19 protein-coding genes are annotated in these 21,853 nt (G+C 38.4%); 3 read left to right on the top strand and 16 right to left on the bottom strand.

The genetic code is table 11. From position 1 onward, the window contains the following. Nucleotides 1-61: 61 nt before the first annotated feature. From nifK to BHU72_RS13020, 11 genes are all read right to left on the bottom strand, one after another. On the bottom strand, nucleotides 62-1,432 hold the full coding sequence (gene nifK / locus BHU72_RS13070; protein ID WP_069703066.1) for a nitrogenase molybdenum-iron protein subunit beta: 1,371 nt from the start codon (nucleotides 1,430-1,432) through the stop codon (nucleotides 62-64). 2 nt (nucleotides 1,433-1,434) lie between these two features. Next, nucleotides 1,435-3,048 carry a nitrogenase molybdenum-iron protein alpha chain gene (gene nifD, locus BHU72_RS13065; protein ID WP_141709325.1) on the bottom strand — a complete coding sequence of 538 codons (1,614 nt, stop codon included), beginning with the start codon at nucleotides 3,046-3,048 and terminating at the stop codon, nucleotides 1,435-1,437. 44 nt (nucleotides 3,049-3,092) lie between these two features. Continuing rightward, a complete protein-coding gene (locus BHU72_RS13060) occupies nucleotides 3,093-3,476 on the bottom strand; it encodes a P-II family nitrogen regulator (protein WP_069703064.1) in 384 nt (127 codons plus the stop codon). Nucleotides 3,477-3,492: 16 nt separating this feature from the next. After that, complete coding sequence (locus BHU72_RS13055; protein ID WP_069703063.1) at nucleotides 3,493-3,819, bottom strand: P-II family nitrogen regulator; 327 nt, start codon at nucleotides 3,817-3,819, stop codon at nucleotides 3,493-3,495. Nucleotides 3,820-3,883: 64 nt separating this feature from the next. Further along, nucleotides 3,884-4,708, bottom strand: coding sequence for a nitrogenase iron protein (nifH, locus tag BHU72_RS13050; protein ID WP_069703062.1), 825 nt, complete (start codon nucleotides 4,706-4,708; stop codon nucleotides 3,884-3,886). Nucleotides 4,709-4,985: 277 nt separating this feature from the next. Further along, complete coding sequence (locus BHU72_RS13045; RefSeq protein ID WP_069703061.1) at nucleotides 4,986-5,561, bottom strand: ANTAR domain-containing response regulator; 576 nt, start codon at nucleotides 5,559-5,561, stop codon at nucleotides 4,986-4,988. Nucleotides 5,562-5,598: 37 nt separating this feature from the next. Beyond that, nucleotides 5,599-6,924 (bottom strand): type I glutamate--ammonia ligase, encoded by a 1,326-nt coding sequence (glnA, locus tag BHU72_RS13040; protein WP_069703060.1) that lies wholly within the window; start codon nucleotides 6,922-6,924, stop codon nucleotides 5,599-5,601. Between the two features lie 197 nt (nucleotides 6,925-7,121). After that, nucleotides 7,122-8,474, bottom strand: a complete 1,353-nt coding sequence (locus BHU72_RS13035; protein WP_069703059.1) for an aspartate kinase — start codon at nucleotides 8,472-8,474, stop codon at nucleotides 7,122-7,124. A 140-nt stretch (nucleotides 8,475-8,614) separates the two neighbouring features. Further along, nucleotides 8,615-10,009: a dihydropyrimidinase gene (hydA, locus tag BHU72_RS13030; RefSeq protein WP_218076145.1), complete on the bottom strand. Its 1,395-nt coding sequence runs from the start codon at nucleotides 10,007-10,009 to the stop codon at nucleotides 8,615-8,617. A 169-nt stretch (nucleotides 10,010-10,178) separates the two neighbouring features. Then, the gene (gene fba, locus BHU72_RS13025) at nucleotides 10,179-11,042 is read right to left on the bottom strand and encodes a class II fructose-1,6-bisphosphate aldolase (protein WP_069703058.1); all 864 of its coding nucleotides are present in this window, start codon (nucleotides 11,040-11,042) and stop codon (nucleotides 10,179-10,181) included. A 73-nt stretch (nucleotides 11,043-11,115) separates the two neighbouring features. Then, nucleotides 11,116-12,306 carry an FprA family A-type flavoprotein gene (locus BHU72_RS13020; protein WP_069703057.1) on the bottom strand — a complete coding sequence of 397 codons (1,191 nt, stop codon included), beginning with the start codon at nucleotides 12,304-12,306 and terminating at the stop codon, nucleotides 11,116-11,118. Between the two features lie 269 nt (nucleotides 12,307-12,575). Here BHU72_RS13020 and BHU72_RS13015 point away from each other — a divergent pair, with 269 nt between their 5' ends. From BHU72_RS13015 to cybH, 3 genes are read left to right on the top strand one after another with little or no spacing between them, the layout of a single operon-like run. Beyond that, nucleotides 12,576-13,682, top strand: coding sequence for a hydrogenase small subunit (locus BHU72_RS13015; RefSeq protein WP_069703056.1), 1,107 nt, complete (start codon nucleotides 12,576-12,578; stop codon nucleotides 13,680-13,682). Nucleotides 13,683-13,716: 34 nt separating this feature from the next. Beyond that, nucleotides 13,717-15,426, top strand: a complete 1,710-nt coding sequence (locus tag BHU72_RS13010; protein WP_069703055.1) for a nickel-dependent hydrogenase large subunit — start codon at nucleotides 13,717-13,719, stop codon at nucleotides 15,424-15,426. Between the two features lie 13 nt (nucleotides 15,427-15,439). Then, nucleotides 15,440-16,177, top strand: a complete 738-nt coding sequence (cybH, locus tag BHU72_RS13005; protein ID WP_069703054.1) for a Ni/Fe-hydrogenase, b-type cytochrome subunit — start codon at nucleotides 15,440-15,442, stop codon at nucleotides 16,175-16,177. 187 nt (nucleotides 16,178-16,364) lie between these two features. On the opposite strand, the gene BHU72_RS13000 is transcribed toward cybH, so the two are convergent. The 5 genes from BHU72_RS13000 to BHU72_RS12980 form a co-directional block, all read right to left on the bottom strand. Next, a complete protein-coding gene (locus BHU72_RS13000) occupies nucleotides 16,365-17,720 on the bottom strand; it encodes a citrate/2-methylcitrate synthase (RefSeq protein ID WP_069703053.1) in 1,356 nt (451 codons plus the stop codon). Between the two features lie 111 nt (nucleotides 17,721-17,831). After that, nucleotides 17,832-18,158, bottom strand: a complete 327-nt coding sequence (locus BHU72_RS12995) for a hypothetical protein (RefSeq protein ID WP_069703052.1) — start codon at nucleotides 18,156-18,158, stop codon at nucleotides 17,832-17,834. After that, entirely contained in the window at nucleotides 18,142-19,185 is a 1,044-nt protein-coding gene (locus tag BHU72_RS12990) for a ParM/StbA family protein (protein ID WP_069703051.1), read from the bottom strand. The genes BHU72_RS12995 and BHU72_RS12990 overlap by 17 nt, the downstream gene beginning before the upstream one ends. An 81-nt stretch (nucleotides 19,186-19,266) precedes the next feature. Beyond that, nucleotides 19,267-19,689 carry a chemotaxis protein CheW gene (locus BHU72_RS12985; RefSeq protein ID WP_069703050.1) on the bottom strand — a complete coding sequence of 141 codons (423 nt, stop codon included), beginning with the start codon at nucleotides 19,687-19,689 and terminating at the stop codon, nucleotides 19,267-19,269. Between the two features lie 19 nt (nucleotides 19,690-19,708). Beyond that, nucleotides 19,709-21,775, bottom strand: coding sequence for a chemotaxis protein CheA (locus BHU72_RS12980; protein ID WP_069703049.1), 2,067 nt, complete (start codon nucleotides 21,773-21,775; stop codon nucleotides 19,709-19,711). Between the last annotated feature and the right edge of the window lie 78 nt (nucleotides 21,776-21,853).

Here is a 21,853-nt window from a genome sequence, read left to right as displayed (position 1 = left end):
GGTGAGCATTTCACCCCCAAACGTCTCTTTTGTTTTCATGTGCTCTTACTCAACTATCGAATTACATGACTAACTCAAAGTCTTCATCTGCGGAATCACGATCTTTACGATCAAGCAATGCATTACTAATCATTTCTAGTAATCGCATCGCTCCCTTATATCCGACGATTGGCATATACGAATGCACACTGCGATCAAGAATTGGGAAACCGACTCTTACGAACGGTATATCTTCTGCTCTGGCAATATATTTGCCGTAAGTATTGCCAATCATTAAATCAGCTGGCTGATTCTTAATCCATTGATGGAATGTATACAAATCCCCAGCAGCCTTCACATTAGAGCCTTCAATACCAGCTCTTGCAAGCATTTCTTTAATTTCTGTTTCAAACTTAGAGCCTGGGGTCCCCGTCAATACATGAACTGGAATCATCCCTAAGCTTAACAAGTATTCCGTAAGACCAATTACGATATCCGGGTCACCAAATACTGCTACCTTCTTACCGTGGAAGTGGAAATGTGTATCCGTCATAATATCAACTAATTGACCGCGTTCTTCTTCTAATTCCTTAGCTACTTCTTTTCCGAAATTACTACTTAATGTCATTAAAAACTCATCTGTCGCTTTAATGCCAATTGGTGTTTTTAATACAGCTGGCTTTACTTTGCACTTTCTTTCTAATGCATAAGCTGCGTCACTAGATGCAAAGCTACCTAGTGCAATTGACATCTTCGAATTTCCTGTATCTACGATTTCAGCAATCTTCGTGCCGCCCTTAGGAAACATATCGAATTCACCTGTCATTGGAGAATCAAGCACCCCAGATGTATCTGGCAATACAATGTTTTTCACACCCATTACTTTTGCCATGCGTTTGATTTCTCTCATATCGCCAGGGTTCACGAAACCTGGAATGATATTTACTTGCTCTTTCTTTTCTTCCATTGTTGCTTCTGCAAGGTACGTAACCGCACCCTTTACCATATTTGAAAATCCCGTGATATGAGATCCCACATAACTTGGCGTACTTGCATGAATCACAAGTTTCCCATCAGGTACTTCTGATTGCTTGATGATAGTAGGAATGTCATCACCGATTGTTTCACTTAAGCACGTTGTATGCACAGCCATAATATCTGGATTGTATATTGTAAATACATTTTTGATGGCAGTCTTTAAATTCGCTCCACCACCAAATACAGAGGCACCTTCAGTAAAGGAACTAGTGGAAGCCATGACTGGATCACGGAAATGTCTAGTTAAGTGCATTCTGTGATAAGAACAGCAACCTTGAGAACCATGGCTGTGAGGTAAACACTTATGAATTCCTAATGCTGCATACATTGCGCCAATCGGCTGACAAGTCTTCGCTGGATTGATTACACCGCCACTTAAACGGGGTTTCATTTCTTTTGTAGTAGCATCTAACATTGTTATTTACCTCCTTCTGTGACAGTTCCGTCGAGGATCGGTTTTTGTTTCCAAGGAGGAGTAATATAATTCCACGTCGGTGAAGTAAAGCCCATTGTAATGTCTTCAGCAAATTTCAATGCCCCTCTAAAGCCTGCATATGGTCCACTGTAGTCGTAAGAGTGTAATTGTTTCGAAGGGATACCCATCTTTTGGATTACGTATTTGTCCTTGATTCCGGAAGCCAAGATATCAGGTTTTAGAATTTTGATAAATTCCTCTGTTTCATAGTGATTTAAATCATCTACCATGATACTGCCGTCTGGCATATCCTTAATCATACCGCCATAGTAGCTTAAAGGAATTTTATCTTTGATTTGATCCAATCTTTCTTTCAAAATCCTTATCTTGTAACGCTTTTCATCCTTAGAAACTTTAATTTCTTCGATGTTCTTACTGTCCGCGTCTAACTTAATGTCTGGGATTACTTCACGACCTTCATAATCATCACGATGTGCAAACTCATAGCCAGCTAATACTGTATCTATGCCAATTTCCTTGAATAGTCCTTGGTAATGGTGACCGCGAGATCCCCCTACGAAGCAGAAAGCCGTTTTACCATCACAGATTTTCTTGAATTGCTCTAGCTTTGATTCAACAGCCGCTAATTCACGTGCGATTACTTCTTCTGTCTTTTGCGTTAACGCTGGGTCGCCAAAATATGTTGCCATGTTACGTAGTGATTCAATCGTGCTTTGAACACCTATGAAATTCACCTTTAACCATGGAGTTCCATATTTCTCTTCTAGCATTTCTGCAATATAGTTAATCGAGCGGTGACATTGTACAAGATTCAATTCAGCAGTATGGGCGTTTTTAAGAGTTTCATAGGATCCATCACCAGTCATTACAGAAACGACATGATACCCGATATCCTTCAGTACTCTTTCAATTTCCCAGCTATCCCCACCTATGTTGTACTCACCAAGGATGTTAATTGCGTACTTTCCTTCTGCTTCCTCAATTTCACCTGAACCTATAACTCTTTGCATTAGTACGTTATTCGCAATATGGTGACCTGCCGATTGGCTAACCCCTTTATATCCTTCACAGCTAAATGACATAACTGGAATTCCATGTTTCGCTTCCGCCGCCTTCGCAACTGCCCCAATATCGTCTCCAATCAGACCTACAGGACAAGTTGCAGAAATCGTTACAGCTTTAGGCTTAAAAGTCTCCACAATTTCGTCAACCATCGCTGCTAACTTCTTGTCGCCCCCGAATACTACGTCGCTTTCTTGCATGTCACTGGAGAATGCATAGTTAATTAGGTTCACTTCTCCATCTTTCGTCTTTGCTTTATTTCTACGAGTACCCCAAGCGTAGTAACTACATCCGATGGGTCCATGGACAATATGCGCCATATCCTTAATTGGACCTAATACTACCCCTTTACAACCTGCATAAGCACAACCACGATTGGTGATTACCCCAGGAATAGTTCTCGTGTTGGCTTCAATTATTTGCTGCTCTTCTAACGAGGAATCACGAACAACAATGTGTGACCTACGGTTCTTTTTTGTCTTTGCTGGATACGCATCTAAGAACTTTTCAAGTTCTTTTTTGCGCGTCTCTATATCGTGTTTACTTAAAGCCATGAGATATGCCTCCTTTGTTTTGATTAGACAGCTTCTTCACCTGTTTCACCAGTTCTTATTCTGATAACATCATCTAATGGAAGAACGAAGATTTTACCATCCCCACGATTCCCTTCAGAATTACATTCAATGATTACTTTTATAGCTTTCTCTAGTTCTTCATCTGCAACAGTAAGAAATAATAATCGTTTCGGAACTAATCTTCCCCCTGAGAGGATCGTTTCCATAAATTTCTCACGAATTTCCTCTTGTGCGGCGTCTAACTTTTCCAATTCGGATAAGCTTTTGATCATTTTTCCGCGTCCTACAGCTCTCATAGCGGTTAAGCCATTGAATCCAGCATCTACTAGTGCTTTTTTCGTATGAGCGACTTTATTCATGCGGATAATCGCCATAATTTCCTTCATGTGAAGTCCCCCTCTCCTATAGGCCTTTGGTTCCGCTACTAATCGTGTATGCTTCTAAGACAGGAGATACAAAGATTTTTCCATCTCCAAATGCACCGGCTTGCCCTGTCTTCCCTTTTCTAGAAATAATAGAAATTACATCATCTTTATGTTCGTCGTCCACGACCATAATTAACATTTCTTTCGGAATCTCGTCATATACAACATTCCCAACTTTAACCCCACGCTGTTTCCCTCTACCAACAACATCAATTTTGGTAACAGCCGGAAAACCTGCTTCGCTTAACTCTGCTAAAATTTCTCCGCTTTTTTCAGGACGGATGACAGCTTTTATCATTAACATGGTATTACCTCCCAATGTAGGTTCAAATTAAAGTACCGTAGATATATTTTCTATTCGAATACTCTTACAAGTTCATGAATCCGTGTTCCATCATTAGCTCTTCCAGTCTGTCCGTGTGCATTGGCTTTGGAATAACGAACATTTTGTTGTTATCAATTGCTGTTGCTAAAGCTACATATTCCTGTGCTTGACCGCAGCTAGCATCAAAGTCAATAACTGTCTTCTTATTGATCTCAGCATGTTGAACAATATTGTCTCTAGGTACAAAGTGGATTAATTGTGAACCAATTTCTTCTGCAAATGCTGTAAGAAGCTCTAACTCTTTATCTACTTTACGGCTATTGCAGATGATACCACCTAAACGAACGCCACCGCTTTCCGCATACTTCTGAATCCCTTTTGCAATGTTGTTAGCTGCATAAAGTGCCATCAACTCACCAGAAGCAACGATATAGATTTCTTGAGCTTTACCTTCACGAATCGGCATTGCGAATCCACCACATACAACGTCGCCTAAAACGTCATAGAATACATAATCTAAATCTCTTTCATATGCACCTAATGACTCCAACATATTGATAGAAGTGATGATACCTCTACCAGCACAACCAACACCTGGCTCTGGTCCACCTGACTCAACACAATCAATCTCGCCAAAGCCCTTTTTCATGATATCATCTAAATCAATGTCTTCACCTTCATCACGCAACGTATCTAATACCGTCTTTTGGCATAAACCACTTAATAATAAACGTGTAGAATCCGCTTTTGGGTCGCAACCAACGATCATTATTTTTTTCTTAAGTACCGATGCCAAAGCACCTGTTAAATTTTGTGTAGTTGTAGATTTTCCAATACCGCCTTTTCCATAAATCGCTACCTGTCTCATTTGATTACCTCCCAATTTTTTTGTTAGCCTAGCAGTTGCTAGATCATAACATGCTCTGTAACTTGATTTTTCGCGCACCTACTCGTTTTTGATCCCTCCTTCATCGGTGTAAAGTGTAAAATAAAAAGGCGTCAATAGAGTACACAATCATTATGATTGCATATCCTATCGACACCTTTGTCTGATAGATTGGTCCAACGGCTACATTGCCATTGTAATGTTAAGTTTCTTAAGAACTATACTTCTTAAAAGTTACTACAGAAAATGATTAGCTTGTTTAGACACTTTCAGTAATGATGATTGCATTTGCCACTTCCTTCATTGGAAGTGATTTATCCATACTGAGTTTCTGGATATAACGGAAGGCTTGATCTTCTGACATATCCTTTTTCATCATTAAAATTCCCTTTGCTTTGTCTACAAGCTTTCGTGTTTCTAAAGTCTTCTTGAGTTTATCAATTTCTTGTTCCATTTTTTTAGATCTTCTAAAGCTTGCATATGCAACATCAATATTGGAAGCTAACATCGAATCTGGAAGCTGTTTTACACCATAAAAGAAATACCAATAGTTCTTAGCCTTATCTATATATTGGCCGGTAATGTGATTCGTTAATACAATCAGTGCGGAGATTGGGTCTTCTTCTAACACTTCTGCTAATTCTATTATGTTAATATCTTTACAGTCTCCATCCACAATCACTATTTCTGGCAGCCTGCTTCTAATTAAACGGAGTGTCGCTGATTGGTGGTCAGCTTCTCCGATAATACTATACCCAGTTTGCATCAATAAGCGTTTTAGGTTTTTCCTGTAATTTTGGTCACTTGAGACAATGATAACTCGTGTGCTAATCAATCAAGCACCCCCTATATCCCATACCAGTTGCTGCGTATCAATATCGCCCTAGGTACTGATCTGTTTCCCATTGATGGACAATCATCCGATATTGATTCCACTCTTCCTTTTTCAACTTGATAAAATGTTCTGCTATATGAGTGCCTAATGCTTGCTGTATCAGTTGATCATCCTCTAGGAACTGAATTGCTTCTGCTAAACTTGTTGGTAATACATCAATGGTTGAAAGCTGCGCATCAACAGTATTAAGCAATTCGAACTTTCTATTGAATGGAGCTGGGGGTTCTATTTTATTAATTATCCCATCAAGCCCGGCCTTTAACATAACCGATAAAGCAAGATATGGATTACAAGTTGCGTCAGGGCTGCGCATTTCTAATCGAGTAGAAATTCCTCGCTTTGCAGGAATCCTGATAAAAGCATTTCGATTTTTAGTAGACCAAGCTATATACACAGGTGCATCATAACCAGGCACTAGACGTTTGTACGAATTGACTGTTGGGTTGGTAACTGCTGTAATAGCTTTCGCATGCTTGACTAAGCCGCCAATGTAGTAAAGAGCTGTTTCACTTAATTCCATCGGAGCATCCGCTTCCCAGAAAATGTTCTCATCGCCTTGAAACAGCGATTGGTGCGTATGCATTCCAGATCCATCGATACCACGAATTGGTTTAGGCATAAATGTTGCATGCAACCCATAACTCTGAGCAATTGCTTTAATTACAATTCTTGAAGTAATAATCTTATCTGCCATATCTAACGCGTTGGAGTACCTAAAACTAATTTCATGTTGTCCTTCTGCCACTTCATGATGTGCCGCTTCTACTTCGAAACCCATTTGTTCTAATGCCAACACCATCGCTCTTCGAGCATCCTCGCCCAAATCGATTGGAGACATATCGAAATATCCTGCTTTATCGTGGGTAATCGTAGTAGGCTTTCCTTTTTCGTCAGTTAGAAAGAGGAAAAATTCTGCTTCAGCACCTGCATTCATGGTATATCCTAATGCTTTTGCTTCTTTGATAATCCTTTTGAGGTTGATGCGTGGACACCCGGCAAACGGCTCATGATTGGATGTATATATATCACAAATCAGTTTAGCGACTTGACCGTTTTTCGGTCTCCAAGGAAGGATTGTAAATGTATTGAGATCAGGCTTGAGATACATATCTGAATCTTCGATACCTGTTAAGCCACGAATTGATGAACCATCTAACATAATGTCTCCCGCTACAGCTCGATGGAACTGCGAAACCGGGATGGCGATATTCTTAGGAATACCTAATATATCAGTAAACTGTAATCGTATGAATTTCACGTTATATTCATGGAGCATTTCAATAATATCTTGACGGTCATACATGAAGTTACCCCCTAACGCGGAGTGCAAGGTATTAGAAAACGCCTACACTCATAGAGATTCTAGCTCCTCTATAAATGTAGACGCCATTGCCTACCATTTACTTTATCTTGATGTTATCTTCGAGTGATTTATTTATTTTCTTAAACATATGATAACATACCTAACATACTATGGCAATACTTTTTACATAAAAAGTTTTATTTTTCAAAAAACTCTTGATAGAGCGCTCGTACTGCTCGATCTACATCATCTGCACGCACACCAAACATCATACTTACCTCAGATGATCCTTGGTTAATCATATCTAAATTTGCATTCGCCAGCTCAAATGCCTTAGTTGCTTTTGCGGCGACACCTATCGATTTACGCATGCCTTCACCGACAATCATAATCAATGCTAAATTGCGTTTTACCACAATGTCATCGACTTCTAATTCTTTATGAATGCGGTCAGTTACTACCTTTTCTTTCTCTTCTGTAAACTCTGATTCACGTAGGATTACAGATATATCATCAATCCCAGATGGCGTATGCTCATAAGACAATCCTTCTTCTTCTAGGATTTGTAATAGTTTTCGACCAAATCCAATCTCACGATTCATTAAGTATTTACTTAGAAAAATACTACAGAAACCTGCGTCGCTAGCAATTCCTACCACTGGACCATTTTCGATAGAACGCTCCGCTACTATGATTGTTCCTTTACAATCGGGATTATTAGTGTTCATGATTTTTACTGGAATCTTCTCTTTATAAGCTGGTAGTAAAGCTTCTGCGTGAAGCACACTGAAACCACCGTAAGATAATTCTCTCATTTCACGATACGTAACTTCATAGATTGCCTTCGGATTTGCTACAATACTAGGGTTCACAGAGAAAACACAATCAACATCTGTGAAATTCTCGTATAAATCCGCTTTCACTGCAGCTGCTAAAATCGAACCTGTAATATCTGATCCGCCCCTTGAGAATGTAACTAAATCGCCATTCAATGTGTATCCAAAAAAACCTGGGAACACGACAATGCCGTCTACATTTACAAGCTTACTTAGATTCTCATAAGATTCTGCCAATACCTGCGCATTCCCATGTTCATTACTTAAAAATAACCCTGCATCCTTCGGGCAAACATAAGTAGCGTTTAGTCCTTGACTGCGGATATAAGCAGCCATTAACTTTGCACAATTATCCTCACCACTAGCTTTTAAGCTATCAGTAAAGAGGCCCTGATTACTAGTAGAGGCATTTAATCTACTTTGTAAATCCAAACGGATCTCTTCTATAATCTCATTTGAGACTCCTAGTTCTTCTGCAATTCCTTGATATCTGTCAATTACAGCTTGTAGCTCTTTAGAGCTTTCACCTGTTTCTAATTGTTTTTTTGCACATTGAATCAGTAAATCTGTTATTTTAATATCTTCCTTTGAACGTTTCCCTGGAGCTGATACAACAATAAACTTGCGTGAAGAGTCTGCTTTTATAATATTTAACACTTTTTCGAATTGCTTGGCATCCGCTAAAGATGACCCGCCGAACTTTGCAACTTTCATGAATATCCCCCTGGCAATAAGATTGTCCTCTTGAATTATATGAATCTATCAAAATATATATTTCAAGATTATATCACAATCTTTCAAAGTTTACATTAGGGAGTTTCTAAGGGGATTTTCTTGGAAAGTTTATTTATCATTTATTCGCCTAAACTAAATTTCTTACGTTTTATCAAAACTCCAGTACCCTTTTTTCCAACAAATTTGAGATTATCAATAATAGTTTTTCCTCTACTAAAAACATACGTAGGTAACCCCTGAAAACCCATTCCTTCATAAGGTGTATAATCAATATTTTCTCTTATAAGTTCCATATTAATCTTCCCTTTTATTGTTGGGTCAAATACGATTAAATCTGCATCTGATGAAATTTTTATAGTCCCTTTGTTCGGGTATAAACCGAAGATTCTAGCTGGATTTGTCGAACAGATTCGCACTAAATCCTGCATCGTGAGCCTACCAGATAATACACCATATGTGTACGCAAGCATTAAACGGAGTTGAATTCCAGGCATTCCATTGGGAACCTGTGAGAAATCCTTTTTCGCTTGCTCAATTTTTTTCTTTAACGGGAACGGGCAATGATCAGTAGCAAGCACTTGGAAGCTACCATTCGATATAGCCGCCCACATTTCATGCAAACGCTCTTTCGAACGCAATGGTGGACTCATGATATATTTAGCACCTAAATGTTTTTGTTCATCATACATACTATCATCTAATAATAGATATTGCGGGCAAGTTTCAGCGAATATCGTCGTACCAGTATTTCTTAATTCATTGATATACTTAATCGACTCTGGACTACTAACATGAACCAAATAAACTGGTGCATCTACTGCCCGCGCTAGATTACTAGCTCTCACTACAGCCTCTACTTCAGTATAGTCCGGCTTAGATAGTGCATGGTATCTCGGCTCCACTTTCCCCTCTTGCACATGCTTTTCCACGAGATACTTAATAATCTCATGGTTTTCAGCATGTAAGAGCACAATCGCCCCAACTTCCTTCGCAACTTCAAAGACCTTTAAGATAACGTCGTCACTTACACGTAAACTATCGTATGTCATAAACAATTTAAAACTCGGAAAACCCATTTCCGCTAATTCTCTCATCTCTTCTATTATTCCATCGTGTATATCTTTAATAATGATATGAAATCCGTAATCTATCACAGCTCGATTATTGGCTTTACGCGTCCATACATCTACGGCTTCTTTTAGGGATTTGCCGTGCTCCTGAATAGCGAAATCTATAATGGTTGTTGTGCCACCAAAGGCCGCAGCCTTAGTCCCTGTAAAAAAATTGTCACTCGTAGTATAGTTTCCACTCGGCATATCTAAATGAGTATGCACGTCTATGGCTCCCGGCATAACATACTTCCCAGTCACATCAATTACTTCCTTCGCATCTGCCGGATCAAGATCTCCCAAAGCTACAACCATTCCTTTATATACACCAATGTCTGTGACTTTGGTTTCATCAGCTGTAACTACAGTTCCCCCTTTTAATAAGAGCGAATATCTCCCCATCATCGTACACCTCTTTCAATTCGATGAATACAAAAGTATCCTAATGATACAAATATCATATATCTCGCTACATGTGTTGTCAATATATTTTACACCTCGTGTTATGTTGGAAGCGGACATGAAGGTAAATAAGAAAAAAGCTACCAAAAGGTAGCTTTCTTCAATATGATTCTTATGCTTTATTGGAAGATCCAAATTCTCTCATCTTTCCAATGACAGTTTCCTTAATTGCATCCCTAGCTGGTCCCATGAACTTTCTAGTATCATAAACATCAGGTTTTTGCTCTAGCACTTCACGAACGCGTTTCGTTGAAACAATTTGATTCTCTGTGTTCACATTAATTTTTGCAGTTCCAAGTGATATTGCATTCTGAATATCTTCTAATGGAATTCCTGACCCACCATGTAAGACTAATGGAACATTTGTTAAGTCTTTTATCTCTTGCATACGGTCAAAGCCTAATTGCGGTTTTCCTTTATACGGACCATGCACAGAACCTAAGGCAGGTGCGAAGCAATCTACTCCTGTTGCACGTATAAGCTGCTCACACTCCGCTGGTATTGCGTATGCCTTTTCAAGTTCTGTAACTACAAGATCATCTTCCTGACCTGCAATCCTTCCTAGCTCTGCTTCCACAGAGATACCTAATGAGTGAGCTACATCAACTACGCGTTTCGTTAGAGCTATATTTTCTGCTAATGGATAATGAGAACCATCGATCATAACAGAAGTAAAACCTGCATACATTGCTTGCACACATTTCTCAAAACTAGATCCATGATCTAAATGAATTGCTACTGGTACGGTAATTTTATACTCATTCATCAATTCTTGTACCATTAAGACAATTAGTTTAAATCCACCAATATACTTCGCTGCTCCTTCTGAAACACCTAGTATTACTGGCGATTTCTCTTCTTGTGCTGCTAACAAGATTGCTTGTGTGTATTCTAGGTTGTTAATGTTAAATTGGCCTACAGCATATTTCTCTTGTTTTGCTTTTTCCAACATCTCTTTCATTGAAACTAATGGCATACAATCTACTCCTCTAAATGTATTTTAAAATATTATTTAAAATGTACTTACTATATGTTTTATAAAATTGAGTTTACTCTTTTAATAAATTTACTATATTTGTTGCCAGCATATCTGCTTGTATATTCACTTCTTCGTCCGGTGCAAACATCCATTGAACAATCGGTTCAGCTAATGTTAGCTTTCCACTTTCCCCTGACTGCTTCAACATTTTAACGGATTCGCCACTCCAGCTATAGGAACCGAAGACCCCTAATATTTTATTTTGAAGTGCACTATTTTCCATCTTGCTAATTAACTGTTCAATTGGAGGAAATAAGCTACCATTATATGTACTACTCCCAATAACGACTGCTTTGTAGCGCCAAATCTCGCTAATTAAGTAAGAGATATGGGTTCTTGCAGCATCATATACACGAATTTTCTTCATGCCCTTGTTAGCAAATGCACGGGCTATAACATCTGCCGTTTTCTTTGTATTTCCATACATCGAACCATAAACGATGACTACTCCATCCTCCGCCTGATAGCTGCTCCAACGATCATATAAATCAATGACATATTGCGGATTCTTTCTCCAAACAACTCCATGGGTAGCAGCTATCGCTTTTACATCAAGCGCTTGAAGCTTCGATAATGCTTTTTGAACCATATTGCTATATTTGCCTACAATATTCGCGTAGTAGCGGAGCATTTCATCTTCATAGAAAGAAAAATCAACCTCATCATCAAAAACTCCACCATTTAAAGCTCCAAACCCGCCGAATGCATCACCCGAGAAAAGTATATGTTTAGTTTCCTCATAAGTCATCATGGTTTCGGGCCAGTGTAACATTGGCGTCATGAAAAACTTCAAACGGTGTTGCCCAAGCTCTAATACGTCATTTTCTTTTATAATCAAGACGTTTTCAGTTTTACTGTAGAAGCCTTTAAGAAAATTTGCTGTTTTAGAGTTTCCAACAATGATCATATCAGGAAATGCATTTAAGATAGCTCCAATCGATCCTGAATGGTCTGGTTCAATATGATTAATAATGAGGTAATCTACTGTCCTCTCTCCAATGATGCTTTTAATATTCTCTATCAGAGCATCATTATAGTCAATTTTCACCGTGTCTATTAAGGCAACTTTCTCATCGTTAATTAAATAAGCATTATAAGATACACCTTCTGGAATAGGCATTAAAGATTCGAATAAATGTGTCTCTCGATCATTTACCCCAATCCAAAACACATCATCTGTTAATGTTATTGGAAGTGTCATATTTTTTCCCCTTTCTATTCACTATATTCTGGAACTATATGCCTATGAAACTTTAGCTTATGAAAATTTAGCTCATTTCAAACTAATAAGCTTAATACTAGGTATCTGTTTTAAGCCAGTTCTATTGAAAGCCAATTCTTACTTTATACATTTTTTTGTCTTTTCGCAATAGTGTCCAATGAAATTATTTGCCTTCATCTGTTTTAAATCAATGAAAATAGTGAAAGATGGTAATACACACATAAGAATCAATTTCTAGGAGGAGCGTTATGCCTAACACATATTATGATATTTTAACGAAACGCGGTTACACAAGAGAAGAATTCTTGAAATTCTGTACAACTGTTTCTGTTATGTTAGGGCTTGAGGCATCATCAGTACCGAAAATCGCTAATGCCTTAGAAACACAGCCTCGACTGCCAGTCATTTATCTGAATTTACAAGAATGTACATGTTGTATGGAATCATTTATCCGAACGGCCCACCCGCTGCTAGAGGACCTACTTTTTAATATGATTTCCCTCGATTATTCAGAAACCCTTTCTGTCGCGTCTGGACATGCCGTAGAAGAAGCAAGAAAGGCTACTATGAGAGATTATAAAAATAATTATCTCGTAATTGTAGAAGGTTCCATCCCAGTCGCCGATGATGGAATTTACACTACCATCGGCGGTCAATCTGCACAGCAAATTTTAGAGGAAACAGTGGCAGATTCAATTGCTGTCATAGCTTATGGCTCTTGTGCAACGAACACTTGCGTACAAGGCGCTTATCCTAACCCTACTGGAGCCCGCAGAGTAAGAGAAATAGTGAAAAACAAACCTGTCATCGACGTTCCAGGTTGTCCGCCGATTGCTGAGGTAATTACAGGCACTATCGTACATTATTTAACATTCGGTAAAATACCAGAGTTAACGAACCTTGGTCGACCGAAGGCATTCTATAATCAAAGAATCCATGACAACTGTAGTCGAAGATCATTTTTTGATGCAGGTATGTTTGTAGAAAAATTCGATGATGAAGGACATAAGCATGGTTGGTGTTTATACAAAGTCGGCTGCAAAGGCCCTACAACCTATAACGCTTGTGCAATTACGCAATGGAACAACGGAGTAAGCTGGCCAGTAAAATCTGGTCATCCCTGCTTAGGATGTTCGGAAGATAATTGGTATAACGATGCTACTCCATTCTACGAACGACGTGCTATTGTCCCAGGAATGGCTGTGCCTCACAATGCCAATGATGTCGGCAAAATCGTCACTGGAGTTACAGCAGCCGGCGTCGCAACTCACGCGTTAGCAACGGCCATCATTAAAGGCAAAGAAAAAGATGAATTGAATCACAAGAACAATACAAATCCTGAAAATAAAAAATAACTTTTTTTAGGGTTTCTCATAGGGAGGAATTATAATGGTTGAAAGAATCGTCATAGACCCAATTACAAGAATCGAAGGACATCTAAGGATGGAAATCGATGTAGATAACAATCAAATTGTAAATGCATTTAGTTCTGGAACTGCATTCCGTGGGTTAGAAACAATCTTACAAGGGAAAGATCCTCGAGATGCTTGGGCATTTGTACAACGTATCTGCGGAGTTTGTACACATATTCATGCTGTGGCGTCAGTAGTTGCAGTAGAAGATGCCTTGCAGATTCCAGTACCTAAAAATGCCGCTATAATTCGAGATATTATGACAGCAACACAATTTGTGCAAGACCATGTTATCCATTTCTACCACCTCCATGCACTTGACTGGGTTGATATTACGTCTGCTTTAAATGCCAACCCTGCAGCTACTTCACAATTGCAGCAATCTATTTCAAAATGGCCTAATTCTTCTACAGGTTATTTTACCGACGTTCAAAATAAACTAAGAAAATTTGTAGAGAGTGGGCAAGTCGGAATTTTCGCCAATGGATATTGGGGACACCCCGCTTACCGACTGCCTCCAGAAGCAAATCTTATGGCTGTTGCTCATTATCTTGAAGCTTTAGATTGGCAGAAGGATATCGCAAAGATTCATACAATATTTGGTGGTAAGAATCCACATCCTAATTACCTAGTTGGTGGTATGGCTTGTGCAATCAACATGGACAATGTGAACACAATTAACATGGAACGCTTAAATCTTGTGAAGAAAGAGATTGATCGGGCGGTAGCGTTTGTCGAGCAAGTGTATATCCCAGATTTGCTAGCGATAGGATCTTTTTATAAGGATTGGACTTATGGTGGTGGCGTTCGTAATTTCTTAGTGTTTGGTAGCATGGGGAACCACGGTGGAGCTGATAGTAAAGATTTCGTATTCCCTTCCGGTGTAATTGTAGATGGAAATCTCAACGAAGTCCAAGATATTGATCCACGAAATCCAGAAGAAATACAAGAATTTGTTGACCATGCTTGGTTCGAATATACGAATGAGGGCGGATTACACCCATGGGATGGCGAGACGAAAGTGAAGTATACTGGTCCTAAACCTCCATACGACAATTTAAATGTAAATGATAAATATAGTTGGATTAAAACTCCTCGTTGGCGAGGTCGCCCAATGGAAGTGGGCCCACTCGCGAGGGTATTAGTAGCTTATGCTAGAGGACGAACTGAAATTAAAGATTTAGTCGACAATTCTCTCAATCAATTGGATGTGGGGATTGAAGCTCTATACTCTGCGCTAGGAAGAACACTTGCTAGAGGCTTAGAGACACAATTTACTGTACATAAATTGCGCGAATTTTATAATGATTTAGTTGCGAATATTGTGGCTGGAGATAGCAATGTATTCAATGGGCAGAAGTGGGAACCAAATACATGGCCTACAAGTGCTCGTGGAGTAGGGTTTACAGAAGCTCCTAGAGGCGCCTTAGGACACTGGGTGAAAATTGATAACGGCAAGTTAAGTCTTTATCAGGCTGTTGTTCCAAGTACTTGGAATGCCGCACCCATTGATTCGCAAGGACAACGCGGCCCATATGAGGCGTCATTAATTGGAGTTCCAATGGCAGATCCTGAGCAACCTTTAGAGCTTTTACGGATTATCCACTCTTTCGACCCATGCCTTGCTTGCGCAGCACATATTTTTGATACGAAAAAGCAGTCTCGAACAAGCATTACTATTATATAGAGGAGTTGATTATATGCTTAAAAGAGCGATATATATATGGGAACTCCCTGTACGCTTATACCACTGGATTAATGCATTTCTTATAGTAGCCTTGTTAGTGACTGGCTTTTATATTGGATATCCGATTTTTGGCCCTACAGGAGGAGAGGCAACCGAGAATTTCATTATGGGTTGGATGATTTATATCCACACACTAGCTGCTTGGTTTTTCATTGCAAATATCATTGTACGCTTTTATTGGGCATTTAAAGGCAATGAATACGCTAAATTCAAGCCATGGCGAAGAGGATTTGCTAAAGATGGTCTGGAAACATTGAAATATTACTCGTTTATGAAAAAGGAACATAGCTTAGAGCACGGTCACAATGTTTTAGCACAATTAAGCTATTTTTTCTTCATGTGGGTAGGTTCTTTCATAATGATCTTCACGGGGTTTGCTATGCAAGGTGAAATGTTTCCTGAAGGCCTTCAAGCGAAGTATTTTGGCTGGATGCTGACTCTATTCGGAAATTCTATGGATGTTCGAATGTTGCATCATTTTGTCGCTTGGGCATTTATATGGTTCATTATCATTCATCTGTATCTAGTGATTCGTCAAGATATATTAGATGAAGATGGCACTATTTCCGCTATCTTCAACGGATATAAATTTATACCCCAAGATTTTGTGCTTGATGAGGAAATAAAGACGCAGCTAAAAGGCCCTCAAAAACAAAAGAAAAACAAAGATAAAAATGAAATTCATCATTAGAAGTACACTTCAAAAGCTATAAATAAACAAAACTTAGCATTCGCCAAGTCTTTTTGCGAAGAGAATGCTTTAGTTGCCGTTACTTATCAGCAGAATTTTTATAATTTCTGCTGATTCTAGAATAAAAGGCTGCCGCAGCAGCCTTTTATTCTAGAATTAGAAACTATAGTTTTAATGTATGGTTTTATTATGAACGTTCTGATATTGGTACGTATTTCTTTTTTGTTACTACACTCTTGTAAGCCGGTCGAATAATTCTCTGTCCAGTTAAGTGTTCTTCAATTCGATGAGCGCACCAGCCAGGAACACGAGCTACTGCAAAAAGAGGCGTATATAGTTCCGGTGGAATATTCAAGCTTTGATATACAAAACCTGAATAAAAATCAACATTTGCAGAGATTTCCTTTTCTGAACCCTTCACTTCTGCAAATACTTGAGGTGTTAACTCCTCAATGGCAAGATATAAATTTAATTCATCTTCCCTATTCTTTTCCTTCGCCAATTCAATTGCTTTTTCCTTCAGTAAAATTGCACGTGGGTCTGAAAGAGTATAAATTGCATGACCTAAACCATATACCAGTCCACTGCCATCATATGCTTCTTTGTTTATAATTTTTGTAAGGTATTGCTTGATTTCTTCTCGATTAGACCAATCTTTTACGTTCGCCTTAATATCATCAATCATACCCATAACCTTAGCATTAGCACCACCATGCTTCGGTCCTTTCAAAGAACCGATAGCTGCTGCGATTGCAGAGTATGTATCTGTTCCTGATGATGTAATTACCCGCGTTGAAAATGATGAATTGTTACCACCACCATGTTCTGCATGTAGAACTAGAGATAAATCTAAAATCTCGGCTTCTAAGGCTGTATATTCGCTGTCCTGACGTATCATTGTTAAAATGTTCTCCGCCGTACACAAATCTACTCTTGGTTTATGGATAAACAGGCTCTCAGCCCCATAATAATGGGCTTTCGCTTGAAACCCGTACGCAAGAAATGCTGGAAAACGTGCGATTAACTCAATGCTCTGTCTAATGATGTTAAAAGTCGATGTTTCATCTGGATTCTCATCATATGAGTATGAAGCAAGTACACATCTTGCTAGTTTATTCATGATATCTTTACTAGGTGCTTTTAAAATCATATCTTGAACAAAGCCTTCCGGCAACTCACGTAAGCTTCCTAGTAGCTCATTAAAATCAGCCAATTGTTTCTCATTTGGTAGGTTCCCAAACAATAATAAATAGCAAGTTTCTTCGAACCCGAAACGTTTCTCTTGTTGAAAGCCATTAGCAACCTCAAATATGTTAATCCCTCTATAAAAAAGTTTCCCATGATCGGAAATTTTATCACCGTCATCCACTACATATCCGTGAACTTCTCCCACTTTCGTTAGCCCTGCTAAAACTCCAGTTCCATTGCTGTTACGAAGTCCTCGTTTCACGTCGTAAATTGAGAAATGTTCCGCACCGATTTCACTGTTTTGCTCAACTCTCTTACATAAATCCACTAACGAGTTTTTCTGTTCTAAGTTCATATGTTTATCTCCTTCCCTATTCCAACAACAATTCAATCCCTTTGTTTACTTCTATCTCTAAGACTATATACAGCATTATATCATAAAACGAGATGAACATTACATATGGGCTTAGAAGAAGTCAAGAGCGTTCGCTAAGTCTTCTGCTGCCTTATCTTTATTTTGAGATTTGTTTTGATCTATGTTAGCTGTGTGTTCCTGTAAAGTAGTCACATTCTCTTGTTTGATCAATCTAGCTGATCCTTTTCTCAATTCCACATTGTCAATCTTTTGTTCAATCCTTTTTAAAATTGTTAGTATATTTTCTTGCGGCCCATTTTCTTGCAATAACGCATAATGCTCAATAGCGTTCTGGATTTGCTGCTCTAAATTATCCTGAAGTTCTAACCACGATTTTGTCTTATCTGATAATAAAGAAACATCAATTGTTATTTTCATTCATTTCCGCCCTTTTTTTAGCTAAGGATTGTGCAGCGAGAAACCCTTCTACGTTTGCAAAAGCTGCATTTTCCATCTTAATCATCGTTGAAAAGCTATGTTTTAAGTATGGAGCTAATATTTCTCCACCGCCTCCAGCAATTATAATAGCTGATAAATGATCAATTTCATCACCCCAACGAATTTTGATTTTCGCAGCTAATTGATCAGCAAGTTCTGCATATGCTTCATTTTCTACATCTTTTAAAGAATATTCAATTCCTCTATGTAATAGTCGACTATTTTCCCAAAGTATTGCTTTTTCAACCGTAAGCAAGTCAATCGATTTCTTTACGACTTCTTCCGCTTCATTTTGGATGATTTGGTAAGCAAACTTCATTCCCATATCTATGCCACCACTAAGCTCTTCTCTTGGCATTAAACCTTTTTTACCTTTCGCCATTACAAGGATATCTGTTGTGCGATAACCAATATCTATTAATCCAACTGGAGAGTTTACTAATTCAGGGTTCTTAACTGCACCATCAATATTTAAACATGCTGCGTAATAAGCACCTGCCCCTTGGGGAAAAACATAGACAGAAGCGATTTTCACCCTTTTCCGTGCTTGTCCCTCAATTAGTACGGACATATCCATTTTCTTTAATAAAGCTGTGACTTCTTCTTTTTGCGTTCGATAGTAAGTCAATGGTAACCCTACAGCTAATTCTATATCCTCATCATTACCTAAGACCGCAGCAGCAGTTGCAATTAGTATTTCCATATTTGTGTTCGCTACTGCCTTTTCTTCCCACGTTCTTAATCCGTTTCCTCCAACCATTGCCGCGTCACCAACTAAATACGATTTTGAGTGCTCTAATTCACCAGTCGGCCAGATTGTAACCGAGAAGTCTTCGGCTTGCGTCTTAAGAATATTTCTCATTTTTTCACTACGATCTAAGGCAACAACAGAAGGAAAGCGAATAATTGTCCCTTCTTGATTCATTGCTTTTACAAACCCAAACCCGATGTCGATTGCTATTCTCATGAATACTCCTCCGATTTTTAAAATAAAACATCGATTAAATAATAATCGATGTTGGTACGTGCTGATAAATTAAGTACAATCTTAATTTTCTTGTATGGTAAGGACTTTATGCAGATGCAACAATATTAATAAACGATTTTCCACTTTAATCACGCCACGAATATATTCCGCTTCGACACTATCAATGACCTTCGGAGGAGGTTCAATCTTAGATTCTTGAATTTCTATTACTTCATTCGCAGCATCTACTATTAAACCAATCTCTACATCTTTCACAGAAATGATAATGACCCTTGTTTGATCATTATCCTCGACATGATCAATATGAAAACGCTTTCTTAAATCTATAATCGGAGTGACGATACCACGCAGATTGATGACCCCTTTTACAAAATCAGCAGTATTGGGAATCCTTGTGATATGGCTTAGTCTCTCAATAGAACGCACTTGATCGATTTCCACTCCATACTCTTCGTTTTTAAGCCTAAATATAATGACTTTCATCAGCTAAATCCCTCCTGTACTAGTGAATAAGGGCGTTGCAGTCAATGATGAGAGCCACTTGACCATCTCCAAGTATAGTAGCCCCAGATATTGCGAAAACATTCGGTAAGTATGTTCCTAGATTCTTTAATACAATCTCTTGTTGACCAATAAAGTCATCAACAATTAGTCCGGCCATTTTTTCGCCTTTTTTAACAACAATCACAGACATTTCGTCACCCTGACCTTCTTCTGGTCGAGGAATTTTAAATACTTTTTCTAATGAAACTAACGGTACAATATGACCACGGAAATCTATTACTGGTTGCCCCTGAACCAAATAAATGTCCTTTTTCGGGAAGACTGCCGTTTCAATAATAGAACTTAAAGGAATAGCATATTTCTCATCTGATACTTTGACTAGCATAGATTGGATAATTGATAGTGTAAGAGGCAATTCTATCTGGAACTTGGTAAACTCGCCAATCTTCGATTCAATATGAACTTGCCCACTTAACGCTTCTATCTTACTACGAACTACGTCAAGACCTACTCCACGCCCTGATACATCTGTAATGACTTTAGCTGTGCTAAATCCTGATTGAAATAATAAATGATATACTTGTTGATCGCTGAGTTGATTTCCTTGTTCCTCAGTCAATAAACCTCTTTCAATTGCTTTGCCTAAAATCTTATCACGGTCGAGACCATTTCCATCATCAATGATTTCTATAAACACATGGTTTCCGCTATGATACGCATGAAGCTGAATTGTTCCTGCTTCTGGCTTTCCTTTTTTCATACGTTCTTCTGGCAATTCTAAGCCATGATCTATAGAGTTTCTAATTAGATGAACTAATGGATCACCAATCTCATCAATTACTGTACGGTCTAATTCTGTTTCTGCACCAATGATTTCAAGTTCAACCTTTTTATTCAAATCCTTTGACAAATCGCGAATCATTCGTGGAAAGCGATTAAATACTTGCTCAATTGGAACCATGCGCATATTTAATATGAGATTCTGTAAATCACCACTGATACGACTCATATGCTCAACAGATTCTACTAATTCTGAATGTCCTAACTCCCTAGCAATCTGCTCTAAACGACCTCTATCAATAACCAATTCACTAAATAAATTCATTAATACATCGAGGCGCTCAATATCAACGCGAATAGACTTACTGCCCATTGGTTTTGCTTTTGGTTGATTAGCAGCATTGTCAGCAGCCTTTGCTTTAGGAGCACTTGCTGTAACATTTGGTGTTGTTGCAATAGCTTCTTGATTCGTCGGCATTGGATCAACTTCTTTTCCTATTGAGATTTGCACTTCATTGACACGTACAGATTCAACCTCTGATATGTTCATCAACTTCTTCTCAATTGTTGCACTATCATCTTTTGTAATAAAAATCAATTCAAACTGTTGATCAAATTTCTCATCTTCTAAGTCTTCTGCCACTGGTTTCGATTGAATGATTTCCCCCAAACCTTCTAGTGCATCAAACACCATAAACACCCGTGCAGCTTTCAACATGCATTCTTTCGTTAACTTCACTTCAATGTGGAATGACTGATGTCCACTTGCATTTGACTGACTAATAATCGCTTTTTGATATTCGTCTAACATATCCATATAAGCGCTGTTATTACTAGCTACCGCATTACTTGTTTGTGTGCTTTGAGTAGCTTGCGGTGGAACTGGACTACTAGCCGATAATACTTGTCCCTTAGCAATACTTTTTAACTGGTCAACTAAATGGGATACATTCGCTTTACCATCAGAGCCTTCAATAATGGAATATATCATTCCTTCTAAGATGTCTACACTCTGAAAAATAATATCCATGATTTCAGGTTGTATTTTTAACTTTTCGTTGCGAATTTGATCTAATACGTTCTCTAACTCATGGGTCAAGCTGGCCATATCTTCAAAGCCCATGGTAGCCGACATACCTTTAATCGTATGGGCTGAACGGAATATGTCTTTTACAATCTCGATATTCTCTGGGTTTTGTTCAAGCTGAAGTAAATTTTCATTAATCGCTTGCAAGTGTTCTTTTGATTCTTCAATAAACATATCTAAATACTGATTTGTATCCACTTAGCACACCTCTTTCACAATCTATTGAAAAGCATGAATATACTTTAATTTCCTGCCAATATATGAATCTATTATACA

The organism is Desulfuribacillus stibiiarsenatis, from assembly GCF_001742305.1.
Taxonomy (GTDB): Bacteria; Bacillota; Bacilli; order Desulfuribacillales; family Desulfuribacillaceae; genus Desulfuribacillus_A; species Desulfuribacillus_A stibiiarsenatis.
This window is presented reverse-complemented; position numbering and strand designations above follow the sequence as displayed.